At 45.6% G+C, this 16,756-nt stretch carries 13 protein-coding genes and 10 tRNA genes; 2 read left to right on the top strand and 21 right to left on the bottom strand.

Translation table 11 applies throughout. The features are described 5' to 3' along the window. The first annotated feature begins 29 nt into the window (after positions 1–29). Positions 30–824 carry a cytochrome C assembly family protein gene (locus ATG66_RS08180; RefSeq protein WP_098414830.1) on the top strand — a complete coding sequence of 265 codons (795 nt, stop codon included), beginning with the start codon at positions 30–32 and terminating at the stop codon, positions 822–824. 121 nt (positions 825–945) lie between these two features. After that, a complete protein-coding gene (locus ATG66_RS08175; protein WP_098414829.1) occupies positions 946–2,217 on the top strand; it encodes an HlyC/CorC family transporter in 1,272 nt (423 codons plus the stop codon). A 64-nt stretch (positions 2,218–2,281) separates the two neighbouring features. On the opposite strand, the gene luxS is transcribed toward ATG66_RS08175, so the two are convergent. The 21 genes from luxS to ATG66_RS08070 all read right to left on the bottom strand — a co-directional run bounded on the left by luxS (position 2,282) and on the right by ATG66_RS08070 (position 16,567). Beyond that, positions 2,282–2,800 (bottom strand): S-ribosylhomocysteine lyase, encoded by a 519-nt coding sequence (gene luxS / locus ATG66_RS08170; RefSeq protein ID WP_098414828.1) that lies wholly within the window; start codon positions 2,798–2,800, stop codon positions 2,282–2,284. An 85-nt stretch (positions 2,801–2,885) separates the two neighbouring features. After that, positions 2,886–3,512, bottom strand: coding sequence for a transglycosylase SLT domain-containing protein (locus ATG66_RS08165; RefSeq protein ID WP_257145727.1), 627 nt, complete (start codon positions 3,510–3,512; stop codon positions 2,886–2,888). A gap of 3 nt (positions 3,513–3,515) precedes the next feature. Beyond that, positions 3,516–5,084, bottom strand: a complete 1,569-nt coding sequence (gene gshA, locus ATG66_RS08160; protein WP_098414827.1) for a glutamate--cysteine ligase — start codon at positions 5,082–5,084, stop codon at positions 3,516–3,518. A gap of 209 nt (positions 5,085–5,293) precedes the next feature. Further along, positions 5,294–8,137: a M16 family metallopeptidase gene (locus ATG66_RS08155; RefSeq protein ID WP_098414826.1), complete on the bottom strand. Its 2,844-nt coding sequence runs from the start codon at positions 8,135–8,137 to the stop codon at positions 5,294–5,296. 9 nt (positions 8,138–8,146) lie between these two features. Then, complete coding sequence (locus ATG66_RS08150) at positions 8,147–8,608, bottom strand: YqaA family protein (RefSeq protein WP_098414825.1); 462 nt, start codon at positions 8,606–8,608, stop codon at positions 8,147–8,149. Beyond that, complete coding sequence (locus ATG66_RS08145; RefSeq protein ID WP_098414824.1) at positions 8,602–9,552, bottom strand: NADP-dependent oxidoreductase; 951 nt, start codon at positions 9,550–9,552, stop codon at positions 8,602–8,604. Before ATG66_RS08145 ends, ATG66_RS08150 begins: the two co-directional genes overlap by 7 nt. 142 nt (positions 9,553–9,694) lie before the next feature. After that, positions 9,695–10,825, bottom strand: a complete 1,131-nt coding sequence (locus ATG66_RS08140; RefSeq protein WP_098414823.1) for a sodium ion-translocating decarboxylase subunit beta — start codon at positions 10,823–10,825, stop codon at positions 9,695–9,697. Positions 10,826–10,834: 9 nt separating this feature from the next. After that, on the bottom strand, positions 10,835–12,622 hold the full coding sequence (gene oadA / locus ATG66_RS08135) for a sodium-extruding oxaloacetate decarboxylase subunit alpha (RefSeq protein ID WP_098414822.1): 1,788 nt from the start codon (positions 12,620–12,622) through the stop codon (positions 10,835–10,837). Positions 12,623–12,654: 32 nt separating this feature from the next. Further along, complete coding sequence (locus ATG66_RS08130) at positions 12,655–12,912, bottom strand: oxaloacetate decarboxylase subunit gamma (protein ID WP_098414821.1); 258 nt, start codon at positions 12,910–12,912, stop codon at positions 12,655–12,657. Between the two features lie 528 nt (positions 12,913–13,440). Continuing rightward, positions 13,441–13,517 (bottom strand) — tRNA-Arg (locus tag ATG66_RS08125). Positions 13,518–13,570: 53 nt separating this feature from the next. Further along, positions 13,571–13,647: transfer RNA gene (locus ATG66_RS08120), tRNA-Arg, on the bottom strand. Positions 13,648–13,700: 53 nt separating this feature from the next. After that, a tRNA-Arg gene (locus ATG66_RS08115) sits at positions 13,701–13,777 on the bottom strand. 53 nt (positions 13,778–13,830) lie between these two features. Continuing rightward, positions 13,831–13,907 (bottom strand) — tRNA-Arg (locus tag ATG66_RS08110). Between the two features lie 53 nt (positions 13,908–13,960). Next, a tRNA-Arg gene (locus ATG66_RS08105) sits at positions 13,961–14,037 on the bottom strand. Between the two features lie 53 nt (positions 14,038–14,090). Next, positions 14,091–14,167, bottom strand: a tRNA-Arg gene (locus ATG66_RS08100). Positions 14,168–14,220: 53 nt separating this feature from the next. Beyond that, positions 14,221–14,297 (bottom strand) — tRNA-Arg (locus ATG66_RS08095). A 69-nt stretch (positions 14,298–14,366) separates the two neighbouring features. Continuing rightward, positions 14,367–14,459 (bottom strand) — tRNA-Ser (locus ATG66_RS08090). A gap of 24 nt (positions 14,460–14,483) precedes the next feature. Beyond that, positions 14,484–14,560: transfer RNA gene (locus tag ATG66_RS08085), tRNA-Arg, on the bottom strand. A 29-nt stretch (positions 14,561–14,589) separates the two neighbouring features. After that, positions 14,590–14,682 (bottom strand) — tRNA-Ser (locus ATG66_RS08080). Between the two features lie 401 nt (positions 14,683–15,083). After that, entirely contained in the window at positions 15,084–15,287 is a 204-nt protein-coding gene (csrA, locus tag ATG66_RS08075) for a carbon storage regulator CsrA (protein WP_098414820.1), read from the bottom strand. Between the two features lie 92 nt (positions 15,288–15,379). Continuing rightward, a complete protein-coding gene (locus tag ATG66_RS08070) occupies positions 15,380–16,567 on the bottom strand; it encodes an aspartate kinase (RefSeq protein WP_098414819.1) in 1,188 nt (395 codons plus the stop codon). Positions 16,568–16,756: the final 189 nt, after the last annotated feature.

The raw sequence follows: 16,756 nt of genomic DNA, 5'->3' as shown, positions 1-16,756 counted from the left end.
TCTATTGTGCACAATAACCTTTAGGATTCATGGATAGCTTAATTGCCATCGCGGCCGCCATGCTTTACATTCTGGCGATAGCGACCATCATACCCGGACTCTCACAGCAGTCAGGAATCAAAGCAAAAACGGTGTTTGCCAGTGCGGCCTGTGCGCTTGTTTTTCATGCGTGGACCTTGAGTGATCTCATATTTGGTGGTGCCGGTCAAAACCTCAGTATTCTCAATGTAGCTTCACTGATCAGTTTTATCATTTCTTTAGTGATGAGCATCGCCATGTTGAAAAATCGACTGTGGTTTCTATTGCCAGTGGTTTATAGCTTTGCTGCCATCAATTTATCTGCCGCCACGTTCTTATCCAGCACTTTTATTAAACACTTAGAAAACGATCCTAAGCTACTTATTCATATTTCTTTTGCGCTGTTCTCTTATGCCACATTGACTATCGGTGCCCTCTATGCGCTGCAGCTTGCTTGGTTAGATCACAAGCTCAAAGCAAAGAAATCGATGGCGATTAACCCAAATTTACCACCACTATTGATGGTCGAGCGCCAACTCTTCAAAATCATTTTGATTGGTAACGTACTACTGACGGCAACACTCATTACCGGGTTTGTGTTCGTACAAGACATGTTTGCCCAAGGTAAGGCGCATAAAGGTATTCTTTCTTTTATCGCGTGGGTGGTGTATTCAATACTGTTATGGGGGCATTACCAAAAAGGTTGGCGTGGCCGAAAAGTGACTTGGTTCGCTGTCGCTGGCGCGACATTGTTAACCTTGGCTTATTTTGGCAGCCGCTTCGTAAAAGAAATCATCTTAAATTAGGCGCCTTAGGGCCCTGTCCTTTATATTTGCGGCTAGATAAAATACAGTACGCGTTAACCCCTGACTTAACGGACTTACTCTACCGTTAAATAACCTAATACATACAAGGAACAGCAACGTTTTGGACGACATATCTACGGGTATCTTATTTGCGCTACTCGCGTGTCTTATCGTCATATCAGGTTACTTTTCCGGTTCAGAAACAGGGATGATGTCTCTGAATCGTTATCGCTTAAAACACTTGGCCAAAAATGGGCACAAAGGTGCTAAGCGCGTCGAAAAACTACTCAACCGCCCAGACCGCTTGATTGGTCTTATTCTTATCGGCAACAACCTCGTTAATATTCTCGCATCCGCTATCGCGACCATTATTGGTATGCGTTTATATGGCGATCTTGGCGTTGCCCTCGCTACAGGTGCGCTTACCATGATTGTGCTGGTTTTTGCCGAAGTGACACCAAAAACCATTGCTGCACTGTATCCTGAACGCGTTTCGTATGCGAGTAGCATTCTTTTGACGATTTTAATGAAGTTACTTTCACCCTTGGTGATGTTGATTAACTTTATTACCAACGGTTTTATCCGTTTACTTGGTGTGAAGGCCGATCATTCTGTAGAAGATCACCTCAGCTCTGATGAGCTTCGCACGGTTGTAAACGAGGCTGGCGGTCTCATCCCTCGCCGTCACCAAGATATGTTGGTTTCTATTTTGGATCTTGAGCACGTCACTGTGAACGACATTATGGTGCCGCGTAATGAGATCACAGGAATAGACATTAATGACGACTGGAAATCTATAGTTCGTCAATTAACTCACTCGCCACACGGACGCATCGTTTTTTACCGTGACCAAATTGATGAAGTGGTTGGCATGCTGCGTTTACGTGAAGCGTACCGCTTAATGCTAGAAAAAAACGAGTTCAATAAAGAAACGCTACTGCGCGCCGCAGATGAAGTGTATTACATCCCGGAAGGGACACCGCTGAACGTCCAAATGTTGAAGTTCCAACGCAACAAACAACGTATTGGCCTTATCGTCGATGAGTATGGTGATATTATTGGTTTGGTAACATTGGAAGACATTCTTGAAGAAATCATTGGCGAATTTACGACATCGATTTCGCCTAGCCTGTCAGATGAAATCAGCCCACAAGGCGATGGCAGTTTCCTTATTGAAGGCAGCACCAATATCCGCGATATCAACAAAGGCTTGAAGTGGGACTTACCCACCGATGGTCCGAGAACGTTGAATGGTCTTATTTTGGAACACCTTGAAGATATTCCGGAAAGCCACCTAAGTGTTCGAGTCGCAGAGCACCCCATGGAAATCGTTAAAATCAACGAGAACCGCATCAAGTTAGTTAGGGTCTACCCTAAGAAGAAAAACCAGTAAAATAAAAAAGAGCCTGACATCATCAGGCTCTTTTTTATTTAGCGCTTAATAAGACTCAATATTCTTAATTGATGCTCAGCTCTTTTAACATCGATTCTGGCAGTGCCAGAGCATCGTTTTTATTAACAGATACGCCAGCATCAAGAATGTTCTTCGCTATTTGCTGCGCTTCCTCTAGTGAATGCATCGCCGCGGTACCACATTGGTACTCGTTCAGTTCTGGGATCTTGCTCTGGCTCTCGACTTTAAGCACGTCTTTCATGGCTGCAATCCAAGCATCCGCTACTTGCTGCTCTGATGGCGTGCCAATCAGACTCATGTAAAAGCCCGTGCGGCAACCCATCGGCGAAATATCGATGATCTCCACAGAATCGCTGTTAAGATGATTGCGCATAAAGCCAGCATAAAGGTGCTCTAGGGTGTGAATACCTTTTTCAGAAAGAATGTCTTTGTTTGGCGCAGTAAAGCGTAAGTCGAAAACAGTAATCGTATCCCCTTTTGGGGTCTGCATGGTTTTCGCCACTCGTACTGCTGGTGCATTCATGCGAGTGTGGTCCACGGTAAAACTATCGAGTAAAGGCATTACATCTCTCCTGATTGTAATTCCAATCCCTGTCGGTATTGGATTTATGTCGTTCATCCCTAGAGCCAGTCTGACGGACCTAGGGTTAAAAGAACCAGCTGCTGTTGTCTTCCAATTCCTGACGACATTGTTTCAGCTGCCAGCCATAAGTTTTTGCAGTTTGTTCAACACGCCGAGCGACGTTAATTAAGCTTGGCTTTCGTTTATAAGTACCACGCTTATATCCTCCTCTACCTTCATGATAGGCAAGATACTGGTTATATGGGTCCCACAATGAAATGCCAAGCTGGCGGCGCGTTTCATGGGTATACCAACCGACAAACATCATAGAGTCATCAAAGTTAGTACGCGAACCGCCTTGCCCTGTTGCATCTTGGAAATCTCCCCAAGCTGGGTCTTGGGCTTGTGCATAACCATAAGCACTGCTTACACGCCCCCAAGGAATGAACCCAAGTAGGTAATCTTTGGGTGGTTTGGCATCATGTCGAAAGCTGCTCTCTTGTTTGATAATCGCCATGGCAACATGAATGGGAGTCCCCCACTTTTCTTCCATATCTTTGGCGTCATCATACCAATCCGATTTCTCTCGAAATATCTCACATAGGTTATCTTGTTGCTTTGGCGGCGCCGTCGCACACCCGGTAAGCAAAAGAGTTCCTAGCACCGATACAACCAACCTCTTAATGTTCAACCCCACCCCGTTTTTACCCATACATTATTGCTTCAGATAAGCGAAGTAATCTTCCAGGAAGTCGTCAAAAGACAACGTATCGTTTTGTTCAGCTTGCTTCTGTTTTTCTACTGATAAAGCGACTTCTGTTTCCATCATATCTTGTGAATAATACTGGTAAGCATGAGCCAGGTTTTCCTCACGGTATTTCATGCCAAGTGCACACCCTACCTTACCGAGGCCGCCCAGTTCTTTCGTTAGATCTAATAATTGACCCGAAATCGTCAGCTCAGGGTTATCAATCCATGTTTCTAGTTTATTGCAAACATCTTGGTAATCAGTGCCACCAGCAGCGGCATCCATTTCTACCGCGATTTGACGCAACTCGCCAAACACTCGATGCCCCCAACTTTGCAAAGATAAGCGCTCACCTTGGCAGCCAATTTGAAGCATCAAGCCTTTTTCTCGACCAGAAACAATCACTTTATTCCAGTTATCACGCCAACACTCTAACTCACAGTTATCCATCGGGTCAGAGTCTGACAAGGCTGCCCAAGTAAGGAAAAGGTCAAGGAAACGCACTTGCTCTTCATTTAAGCCAACGACGCTGAATGGGTTGACATCAAGTGAACGCACTTCGATGTATTCGACACCAGCACGTCTGAGAGCATCCGAGGGCTTTTCACCGCTTTTCGATACGCGTTTTGGACGAATGGGCGCGTATAACTCGTTCTCAATTTGTAAAATATTGGAATTAAGCTGACGGTACTCCCCGTCCACTTTTACGCCTATTTTCGCAAACTCTTCGGATGGATGACGAATAGCATCACTTAAACCTTCAAGATACTGGTCGATATTATTGAAGCCAATTTTCAGCATGCTTTGCGCACTACTCGTGTAGCCTAGATCGCTCAAACGCAAAGACGTCGATTTCGGCAAATACAAAGTGCCACCAATTTTCTCGAATGGCAGATCGGTTTCACGACCTTGAATAAAAGAGCCGCATAACGCTGGCGATGCGCCGAAGAAATATGGAATCATCCAGCCAAAACGGTAGTAGTTACGGATCAACGCAAAGTAGGCATCAGACTTCGTATCTTGGCGGGCTTGTTCATCCTGCTCGCCGTAAAGCGCATCCCAAAATGTTTCAGGGAACGAGAAGTTAAAATGCACACCTGAGATGATTTGCATCAGGCTGCCATAGCGGCGCTTTAGACCTTCTCGGTACAGGGTTTTCATTTTTGCTGCATTCGAAGAGCCATACTGAGCTAACTGAATGTCCTCTTCCGAGCCGACATAACATGGCATAGAAAGCGGCCACATCTTTTCTTCACCCATTTTTGTTTGCGTGAAGTGATGGATATCTTTCAGTTGTGCCATCAATTCTGGAATTTCATGTGACACTGGAGTAATGAATTCTAACAATGATTCAGAAAAATCCGTCGTAATCCATTGGTTGGTGAACGCTGAACCTAACCCCTTTGGATGAGGTGTTGTCGCTAGATGTCCATCCTGACAATAGCGCAAAGTTTCTCGCTCAACACCGCGTCCAAACTGCTTAAATACTTCGGGGTTTGATGCAACTTTTTTTAGTCGCGCAGCAAAATCAGTCAAAATGAGGTTCGCTTATATTGGGAGCAGGACACTTGCTATACGATGCAAGTGAAAGCTAAGTTATTGATAGTCTTTTCACCTAGATAAATGCCCCATTAAAAGTCGCTTATCTAGATGAATAGCGGAGAGCACTCTCTCCGCTATTATGTTCAAATAACCTCAAAATACCGGATTCAGCATCTCGAAGTGATTTGGTATACATGTGTACTCTATCGAATGATTTCAAGCTCTTCTACGTCTTTCCCCAACTTTTCTAATTGAGGACGTAGTGATTTAGCATCACCAACAACAATAATTTGATAGTCGTTTGGATCAAACCATTTCTGAGCGAGTGCATTCAGGCTCTGCTTATCGACTTTTTCTACGATAGCGTTTCTCTGCTGCAAATAATCCTGATCGAGGTTGAACTTCAGAATATCACTGATAAGTTGCGCTTTTTGTGTTGGCGTCTCATACTTCAGGGCATCTTTTTGACCGACGGCTTGGCGCATAAATTTCAGCTCCGCATCAGTCATGCCTGATAAAGCGTATTCGTTTAACTCATTTTTCATTTCGATGATAGAGGCAACGGTCGAGTCAGCACGTACTTGGGCTGTAAACACAACCGAACCAGTTTCTGGATTTCCTGAGAAATAACCGTATGCACCGTAAGTGTAGCCCTTGTCTTCACGTAGATTTTGGTTAATACGGCTGTTGAAGTTACCCGCTAAGTTGAAGTTAGCAAGCTGCCCCAGATAGAACTCCCCCGTAGCATCGTAAGGCACACCCTGACGCACCATCATAACCACACTTTGAGGAGCGCCAGGTTTATCAACAAGGTGGATTTTCTGCTCACCCAACGCAGCGATACTTTGCGGCGCATACAACGGGGCGGCTTCGTCTTGCCAATTTTTCCAGAACGTGAGCTTCTGTTCCATGTCTTGTTTGTTGGTATCACCAACCACGACGATCTGAGCACTTTGTGGGGTGTAATGCTGCGCGTAAAATTCACGGACATCGTCCAGTGTTAAAGCACTCACGCTCGCCTGTGTGCCGTCTTTGGGGCGAGCAAAGACAGAGTCACCATAAAGTACTTGGCGGCTTGCTTGTGACGCCATCCAGCTTGGATTTTGATGTTCGTAAACCAAACCTTCTAATGCCTGCATTTTTACGCGCTCAAAGTCTTGTTGTTTGAAAGCTGGTGATAACAACATCTCCTCAACGATCTTCAATGTCGGATCGAGATTCTTTTTGAGAGAAGACACACTGATGTTGGTCGTATAGCCAGTCGCATCTACAGAGATCACACTACCCAGTGTATCTAACTCAGCTTGAATATCTTCGACACTGCGTTTGGTGGTCCCTTCTTGTAACATCGCCGCTGTCAGCTGTGCCAAACCTTCTTTACCCTTTTCAACAAAACGCGTTCCCGCAGGCAAACTAAATTGCAGCATCACCGTTGGGGTTTCATCACTTATCGCGCCCAATAATTCGGACCCATTATCGAAATGAATCTCATATAAGTCGGGCATGGTTGCCTTGACTGGCTCACCAACTGGCGGCTGTACCGAACGATCGAAATTGTCCGTCGCACGGCGATAAGCTAGCTGGTCATCGGTGATCTTTTTGTATTCTGGCAGCGTTCGTTCTGGCGTCGCAAAGGTGGCTGGTTTGACCGCCAAGTCTGTTTTTCCTTTTGGTACTACGCTTAGCGTCACTTTGTTCTTACCTTGGATAAAATCCGTATACGCTTTTTCTACCGATGCAGGCGTAACCGCGCGGATCTGCTCAAGCTGTTGTTCAAGACGATCAGGATCGCCAAAGAATGTCTCATTGGACGCCAACTGCGTCACTTTGCCTTTCACGCTTTCTAGAGCAAAGATAGCATTCGCTTCCGCTTTGCCTTTCAGCTGTTCTAGGCGGTCATCCGTTACGCCTTGCTTAGCAAACTGGTTGAGTGACTGTAAAAGCTCGTCATACAATTTTGAAAGGTCGCCTTTGTCTCCAGAATCCCCCATTGCGTACACGTAAAAGTTACACGCAAGCTCAGCACAATCATGAAATGAACCAGCATCAACCGCTTTTTGAGTCTTGACTAAGTCTTGGTAGAGCACGCTGTTTGTACCGCCACCCAGCACTTCCGATAGCGTATCGAGAGACGCTTGGCTTGCTTCGCCATTGTAGGTTGTTGGCCAAGCGATCATGACCATCGGTTGTTGAATACGATCTTCGAGCGTGATGTATTTGTCTTCTTGCAGTTTTGCAGGCTGTTTCGGCGCATTTTCCACCTCTGGACCACGCGGGATCGAACCAAAGTATTTGTTCACCCACTCTAACGTTTGTTCAACGTCCAGCTCACCACCGATCGTTAAGGTTGCATTGTTTGGTCCATACCAACGCAAGAAAAACGCTTTGAGATCATTCACATCAACACGGTCAAGATCTTCAACATAACCAATGGTTTGCCACGAATACGGATGCCCCTCTGGATACAGTGCTTCTGACATGCGCTCCCAAATCAGTCCATACGGACGATTGTCGTAACGTTGGGCACGCTCGTTTTTGACTGTTGAGCGCTGAATTTCAAACTTACGTTGTGATACAGCATCAAGCAAAAAGCCCATACGATCTGACTCTAACCACAACATTTTTTCTAGTTGGTTAGCCGGTACGGTTTCAAAGTAGTTAGTGCGGTCACGGTTAGTGGTGCCGTTTAAAGTTCCCCCCGCTTCCGTGATGATTTTGAAATGCTCTTGATCAACAACGTTCTCTGACCCTTGGAACATCATATGTTCAAAGAAGTGCGCGAATCCTGATTTCCCGATCTCTTCACGAGCCGAACCAACATGGTATGTTATATCGACATGTACTAATGGATCAGAGTCTTCTGGCGCTAAAATAACGGTTAAGCCATTATCAAGCTTGTATTTCTGGTATGGGATTTTAACTTTGCCTTCTTCCGCTTTCGACGACTCGACGAATGTTACCCCTTCAGGCAATGATGATACAGGGGTATTGGATGCACAACCTGTGATCACCAACAGCGAACACGCGCCAGCCCAAAACATCTTCATGTACTTTCCTTAAAATAATCCGAGATAGATGGCCGCAAGTAGACTGTACCTAACGGCCTTTCCAAAAAATATTAAAATCACACACGGTAGAAACTTCATTCGTAACCACCCAGCCGCTAAACACAGCGGGTCTCCTATAATAGGAAGCCAGCTAAAGAACAATCCCCAGTAGCCATATTTAGATAACCACTTCAAGGCGGTATGTGCGTGTTTTTCATCTTGAGTTTTGTTGGGAATCCATAACCCAAGCCAATAATTCGTTAGACCGCCAAGTGTATTACCTACCGTGGCCACAATAATGATGGACGAAATAGCGTATTGATTCAAAGAGAGTGTGGCAATCAGGCCTGCTTCTGAGCCACCAGGCAGTAAGGTCGCACTGAGAAAACCAGTTATGAATAGCACCCATAATGCCGAATCAGAAAACCAAAGCGCTAAATCTTCAAACCCCGTATTAAATGCCTCTAGCATGTCATATCAAGTAGCACCTTACCTCTGGTCCTCCCCGATTCAACTTGTTCGTGAGCGGCGCTTACTTCATGCATTGGATAGACTCGCTGAACTTCAGTTTTTAACAAACCGACGCTGACCATGTATATCAAGGTATCCAGCAGGGCTGGATCTGGCTCCACTAACATGCCGCTCGCCTCAAAGCCCAGTAGTTTGGCTTTTTCACAGATCTCCTCAGCGGTGATGGTTGGCACAGTAATGACTCTCGCATTGTCTTTTAGGCACTTAAGTGCATCTAGCGCTGCGTCTCCCCCCACTAAATCAATCAGAACATCTACGCCTTCAACACGTTCTGACACTGGGGCAAATTGATAGTTCACTGCGTGTGCGCCAAGCGTGGCGAGATAGTCTAAATTTCGCTCACTACAGGTCGTGAAGACTTCGGCTTTAGCCGCTACCGCAATTTGTATCGCTAAGTGTCCTACGCCTCCAGCGCCAGCAAGAATAAGAACACGGTCATTTTCTGTCACATTAGCGATACTTAATGCTTGAGCGGCAGTTTGTCCAGCCAGAGGTAGTACTGCAGCTGCCTCTAAAGTAACTGTGCTAGGGACATGACTTAACTCAGATTCTGGAACACAGATATACTGACCGTAACCGCCACCACGTAGTGGAAAACCGATAAAGCCCGCCACTTCATCACCGACAGAAAAACGTGAGGCGTCGTAACCACACGCAACCACTTGCCCTGAGATATCATAGCCAGGAACCCAAGGTAAATGACCTTTGTTCTGCTCTGCCGCCCAGCCTAGCCCTGCCCGAGTTTTAACATCAATAGGATTAACACCTGAGAAAGCAACTTTCACTAAAACTTCACCTGATTTGGGTGATGGTGTTGGGGTATGTTGAATCGCAAGTACATTTGCGTCACCAAATTCGGTGATAACGATCTGTTTGTGTTCCATAAACCATTCCCTGAGAGAAAACAAAAAGGGATGCGAAAGCATCCCTTTGACTATAAACCATTTCGTTAAGCGACGTTAATTGTGGGCTTGTAAATTGGTTGATGATTCCATTTTCATTGATGACTCACTATCGCTCTACTGGCTAACCTACGAGAGCAAGTAAAATACCAGCAGCGACCGCTGAACCAAGTACACCCGCAACATTTGGCCCCATGGCGTGCATCAACAAGAAGTTTTGCGGATTGGCTTGCAAACCTACTTTATTCACCACACGTGCAGCCATCGGAACCGCAGATACGCCTGCCGCACCAATCAGTGGGTTGATGTCTTCTTTAGACACCTTGTTAAGCAGCTTAGCCATCAATACGCCCGTCCCAGTACCAATACTGAATGCCACCGCGCCCAGCCCTAGGATACCTAAGGTTTCGAGGTTCAGGAATTGATCCGCTTGCAGCTTCGAGCCAACCCCTAAGCCCAAGAAGATCGTCACGATGTTGATCAGCTCATTTTGTGCGGTTTTCGATAGACGATCGACCACCCCCGCTTCACGCATTAAGTTGCCCAAACAGAACATACCGACAAGAGGCGTTGCTGAAGGTAGGAAAAGAATCGTCATGAGTAATACTGCCATCGGGAACAATACTTTTTCCCATTTACCCACGTGACGCAGCTGCGCCATTTGAATCTCACGTTCTTCCTTAGTGGTTAAAGCCTTCATGATTGGCGGCTGAATGATTGGCACTAACGCCATGTAGCTGTACGCGGCTACAGCAATCGCACCCAGCAGATCTGGTGAGAGCTTACTGGCCAAGAAAATTGCCGTAGGACCATCTGCACCACCAATGATTGCAATCGATGAAGCATCCGCCATCGAGAACTCCATACCCGGTACATAATTGAGCAAAATCGCACCAAATAGTGTGGCGAAGATACCAAATTGAGCGGCAGCCCCTAACCACAAGGTTTTCGGGTTCGCGATCAAAGCACCAAAATCTGTCATCGCTCCCACGCCCATGAAAATCAATAACGGGAACACACCCGACTCGATCCCAATATAGTAGACGTAGTACAACAATCCCCCCGGCTCGGTAAAACCTGCGTTTGGAATGTTGGCCAAGATGGCACCAAAACCGATAGGCAGCAGAAGTAATGGCTCGAAGCCCTTTCGGATCGCCAAAAACAACAGCGTACAGCCAACCAGCATCATGCAGATTTGGCCAAACTCAAAGTTAGCGATCCCTGTTTCTGACCATAAGGTCATCAATCCGTCCATGGTACTCCCTTATCCTAGACTCAGAAGAGGCGCACCTACTGTCACAGCATCACCTTCTTTGACATTCAATTCCTGCACAACACCACCACGTGCCGCGCGAACTTCTGTTTCCATCTTCATCGCTTCAAGGATCAGCAGCACATCACCTTCAGCCACTTCAGCGCCAGGCTGAACATTCACTTTGAAGATGTTACCCGCAAGAGGAGCAGGCACCGCTTCTGCTAAAGCATTGGAAGATGCGCTAGGTGCAACCGATTTTTCCGGCGTAGCAGAAGGAGCGACAGAGGTTAGTTCACCTTGAGGACCAACTTCAACTTCATAAACTTGACCATCAACACGTACGCTGTAAGTTTCTACGCCTCCTGCGGTTACTTGAGCCACAGGTGTTGATGCAGGTTTCGCCTCTTCAACACCAGGAGCAGGCTCAAAGGCGTCTGGGTTGTCACGATTCTTAAGGAACTTGAGGCCAACTTGAGGGAAAAGCGCATAGGTTAATACATCATCTACGCGCTCACTCGCCAATTTAATCCCTTCCGATTTCGCTTTTTCCATCAGATCGACCGTCAGCGCTTCCATTTCAGGCTCTAGCAAATCGGCTGGACGACACGTGATAGGATCTTTACCGTCGAGAATTTTAGCTTGCAGATCAGTATTCAATGGCGCTGGTGCCGCGCCGTATTCCCCTCTCAGCACACCTGCCGTTTCTTTCGTAATGCTCTTGTAGCGCTCCCCTGTCAGGACATTGATTACTGCTTGAGTGCCCACAATCTGTGAAGTTGGAGTTACCAGAGGAATAAAGCCTAGGTCTTCACGCACGCGTGGGATTTCTTGCAAAACTTCATCAATGCGATCCGCCGCACCTTGCTCTTTAAGCTGACCTTCCATGTTGGTTAACATGCCCCCCGGCACTTGTGCAATCAGAATGCGAGAGTCAACGCCTTTAAGTTGCCCTTCCCATTTCGCATACTTTTTACGTACCTCACGGAAATAAGTCGCTATTGGCTCTAGTTGATCAAGTTTCAGGTTGGTATCTCGCGCCGTGCCTTGCAGCATTGCTACCACTGTTTCAGTTGGTGTGTGTCCATAAGTACAACTCATTGAAGAAATGGCCGTATCCAGCACGTCGATACCCGCTTCAACCGCCTTCACAGCGGTTGCGGTTGAAAGACCTGTCGTTGCATGACAGTGCAGCGCTAATGGGACATCACAAGAAGCTTTAATACGCGTAATGAGCTCTTCTGCTTCATATGGTTTAAGTAGGCCTGACATATCTTTGATGCATAACGAGTGACAGCCTAGGTCTTCAAGGCGTTTTGCCAAGTCGACCCAAGTATCGGTATTGTGCACTGGACTCGTTGTATAAGACAGCGTGCCCTGCGCATGAGCGCCAACATCAACGGCAGCTTTAACGGCGGTTTGGAAGTTTCGGACATCATTCATCGCATCAAAGATACGGAATACGTCCATACCGTTAGCATGCGCGCGTTCAACAAACTTCTCTACTACGTCGTCGGCATAATGGCGGTATCCTAAAAGATTTTGACCACGTAGTAACATTTGCATCGGGGTATTTGGCATCGCTTTTTTGAGTTCTCGCAGGCGTTCCCATGGGTCTTCCCCTAGGAATCGAATACAAGAATCGAACGTTGCTCCCCCCCAAGTCTCTAAAGACCAGTAACCAATCTTATCCAACTCAGCTGCGATAGGCAGCATATCCTCAATACGCATACGCGTAGCAAATAATGATTGATGGGCGTCACGAAGGACCACATCCGTAATAGCTAGTGGTTTAGACATGCTCTTAAACTCCTTTTTAATCCTTTTTTCGGCTACTTCGCGACTAAGGTGCGATGCTTATGAATCGCAGCCGAGATCGCCGCCACTACTTGTGGACTAACAGCTGAAGAGGTTGATTGAATATTGGTATTTGTTTTTTGTGCTGCGACTGGATCTGGTACTTCTTCTGGTACCAGTTTCGACATTAGCCGAACGAGATAAACAAGAATGGTGAGGAAAATAAATACGACCACCATCCCTGTTAGCATCAGGGTGGCCGCATCTACTAGCAGGCTTCCTATATTAGTCATGTTGCTTCCTTTCTTTGTCATCCTGACAACGTGCAGGACTTTAATAGCGTCAAATCCCGACCCATGGATTATCTCGATTGGTTAAACTTTGTCAATTTTGTTTAAGAAAGGTTTGTAATAATCCTGATAAATGATTATTTATTCACTACTCAGATCACAGTTCATGAGAAAACAATCACGTTAATTCCGCCGTTCTGCTGATGAATAAAGTAAAAGAGAGCATAAATAAAAACGGCGATAGAGATTTAAAAACCAGCGCATAAAAACCTGTTAAAAAACAAAAACAGACAGATATAACAACGCACATTTTTAAAACAAAATAAGGTGTTTATATGATGTTATTTAAAGTGAAGTAGAAGGAAGCTAGCCGAATTGGGGATCGTCCAGTGTTTGATAGAAAGAGTCCATTGCGTAGATACGCACATAGACATTTTTTGAAAAAGAGGAAATACAATATCTAGTCGGTCAGAGCTATATCGTGGTTTCAGATACTAAAAAGCCTCGCATTAGCGAGGCTTTTATAATACGTGGCGCGTCCTGGAGGATTCGAACCTCCGACCGCCTGGTTCGTAGCCAGGTACTCTATCCAGCTGAGCTAAGGACGCACAATTTTCGATATCGATTTAACATCAACATCAGGGCATTACCCTTTAATAAGTGGCGCGTCCTGGAGGATTCGAACCTCCGACCGCCTGGTTCGTAGCCAGGTACTCTATCCAGCTGAGCTAAGGACGCGCAATTTTCGATATCAATCTAATATTAACATCAGGGAATTACCCTTTAATAAGTGGCGCGTCCTGGAGGATTCGAACCTCCGACCGCCTGGTTCGTAGCCAGGTACTCTATCCAGCTGAGCTAAGGACGCGCAGTTTTCGATATCAATCTAACATTAACATCAGGGCATTACCCTTTAATAAGTGGCGCGTCCTGGAGGATTCGAACCTCCGACCGCCTGGTTCGTAGCCAGGTACTCTATCCAGCTGAGCTAAGGACGCGCAGTTTTCGATATCAATCTAACATTAACATCAGGGCATTACCCTTTAATAAGTGGCGCGTCCTGGAGGATTCGAACCTCCGACCGCCTGGTTCGTAGCCAGGTACTCTATCCAGCTGAGCTAAGGACGCACAATTTTCGATATCGATTTAACATCAACATCAGGGCATTACCCTTTAATAAGTGGCGCGTCCTGGAGGATTCGAACCTCCGACCGCCTGGTTCGTAGCCAGGTACTCTATCCAGCTGAGCTAAGGACGCGCAATTTTCGATATCAATCTAATATTAACATCAGGGAATTACCCTTTAATAAGTGGCGCGTCCTGGAGGATTCGAACCTCCGACCGCCTGGTTCGTAGCCAGGTACTCTATCCAGCTGAGCTAAGGACGCGCAGTTTTTGTGAAGTATCTCACACTGTCTTTCTTTAAGAACAAAAAAATTGACGGCTACGTCAATAAATGGCGGTGAGGGAGGGATTCGAACCCTCGATACGGCTACAAACCGTATACTCCCTTAGCAGGGGAGCGCCTTCAGCCTCTCGGCCACCTCACCGTTTTATTTGTTCTATCTAAAGAATGGCGCGTCCTGGAGGATTCGAACCTCCGACCGCCTGGTTCGTAGCCAGGTACTCTATCCAGCTGAGCTAAGGACGCACTGTACACTTTAGAAGTCTCGCAAGAAATGGCGGTGAGGGAGGGATTCGAACCCTCGATACGGCTACAAACCGTATACTCCCTTAGCAGGGGAGCGCCTTCAGCCTCTCGGCCACCTCACCGTCTTGCGGAGGCACATATTACGTTTTACCGAAAATATGTCAAACACTTTCTTTGAAAAAAAACCACCCAAACAACTTAACCGTTGCGGATTTAATCAAAGTGACGATTTAACGAACTTTACCACTCTATTATGATGAAAAAAAGAGAGTCTTCTCCGAATAAAAACAATTATTATCAAGGCGCTTAAAGTATTTACTTTAACGAGCATTATTTGGCTTATAAGCGCAGCTATAATCAGAGCATCAAGTGATGGTAAGTCAAAAACTGTAAGACTGAACGAACAAAGGCAACGTTCAAAACCCCACTCCTATCTAACTCTTGCGGAGAGTTCAGAAACTAAAAAGGCCAGCCCATCGGCTAGCCTTTTTCATTCAAACTAAGCTCTGTAAACAGGAGCGACTTAGTAGTTATCTGAATCTGAAGCAGTGTTACCATTGCCTTTTTCAGCTTGAATGCGCATATAAATTTCTTCACGGTGAACTGAAACTTCTTTCGGAGCGTTAACGCCAATACGTACTTGGTTACCTTTCACACCTAGTACAGTTACAGTTACTTCATCACCAATCATCAGTGTTTCGCCTACGCGGCGAGTCAAAATTAGCATTCTTTGCTCCTTGAGTAATCTCTAAATTTTCTTGCTACAAAGCTATTATCCAACAAAAGTTATATTTTCGTAAACTCCCTTGTCATAGAAAATTAGCCTAAAAAGACATGTTTTTGTTGAATGTTTAATGCTTCACTAGACGTAATGTAAGCATCATGTAGAATATTTGCTGCTGTATTCACACATTCAGGTGGTAAAACTAGCATCATAGTGAGTGCGTCCGTTGCGCTGAAATTGATCTCAATATCTCGCTTTGCCAACAAATCGCGTGCGTGCTCTACCATTCCATTGGCCTCAAGCCCTACCGCGGTTAGAAGACTTACTGCTTCACTATTACGGATTTTATCGCTGAACACCAGATCGAACTTGTCGCATGCATCTTGTTTTATCATGATACCTGCTCGTTCTGTTTCCTCGATCACATACCAAATATTAATACCCAGCATCTGACATTGTTTTGTAGCACTAGATAAATGTTCTTTATCGACTTCAATAATAGCAAGGTCACGTTGAATAGCTATACCAGAGACAGCTTGACTGCCCGACTCTCCCTTTACCAAACTGCCTTCATTCACATCAAATGTCGAAAGCACGCGTAGTGGTACGTTATTCCTCCATGCAAACTGCACAGAAGGTAAATGCAATACCTTAGCTCCTCGTCTTGCCATTGCTTCCATTGAAAGAAAGTCAATAATTGCCAGTTTTTGAGCATTTTTTACTACACGCGGGTCACAAGTATAAATACCATCAACGTCGGTAAAGATTTGGCATTCATCAGCACGTAATGCGCCTGCAAGTGCAACGGCACTAGTATCTGATCCCCCCCGACCTAATGTGGTGATATCCCCATTCTCAGTCACACCTTGAAAACCCGCAACAATAACGATTTGTTCTTGCTCAAGCAATGCTATTATTTTTGAGGTATCAATGTGTTTAATCGTGGCGTCATTGTGTTGATTGTCCGTCACAATTCTCGCTTGTGCTCCGTTAAGTGAGCGTGCTGCATGACCCATTTTGTTTAGAGTCATTGCTAATAGTGCCATCGACACTTGCTCACCAGCAGAGAGCAAAACATCAAGTTCTCGAGCTGTAGGTACGCTATCGATCTGTTTAGCGAGCTCCATTAATTTGTTTGTTTCGCCTGACATTGCAGACACAACAACAACAACTTGATTGCCATCATTTCTCGCCTTAATGATGTGTTCAGCAACTTGGTGGATTCTTTCAATAGAACCCACGGAGGTTCCGCCAAACTTTTGCACGATAAGGGGCTTTTTCACCAGCCTTCACCTTCCCAAGACCAAAGTCTCTTTTTAACCGCTTAAAATTCAAACACTTACTTTCAGGAATTATATCAGCAGCCATTACAATAGAACCAAATAGCTCAACTAACTCGGTTAACTCTTAGTCAATTAAACCATTTGATTACCAAAAAAATTTACGCTCAATCAAAAAATTTGATTGAGCGT

Source organism: Vibrio sp. ES.051, from assembly GCF_002563795.1.
Classification (GTDB): Bacteria; Pseudomonadota; Gammaproteobacteria; order Enterobacterales; family Vibrionaceae; genus Vibrio.
This window is presented reverse-complemented; position numbering and strand designations above follow the sequence as displayed.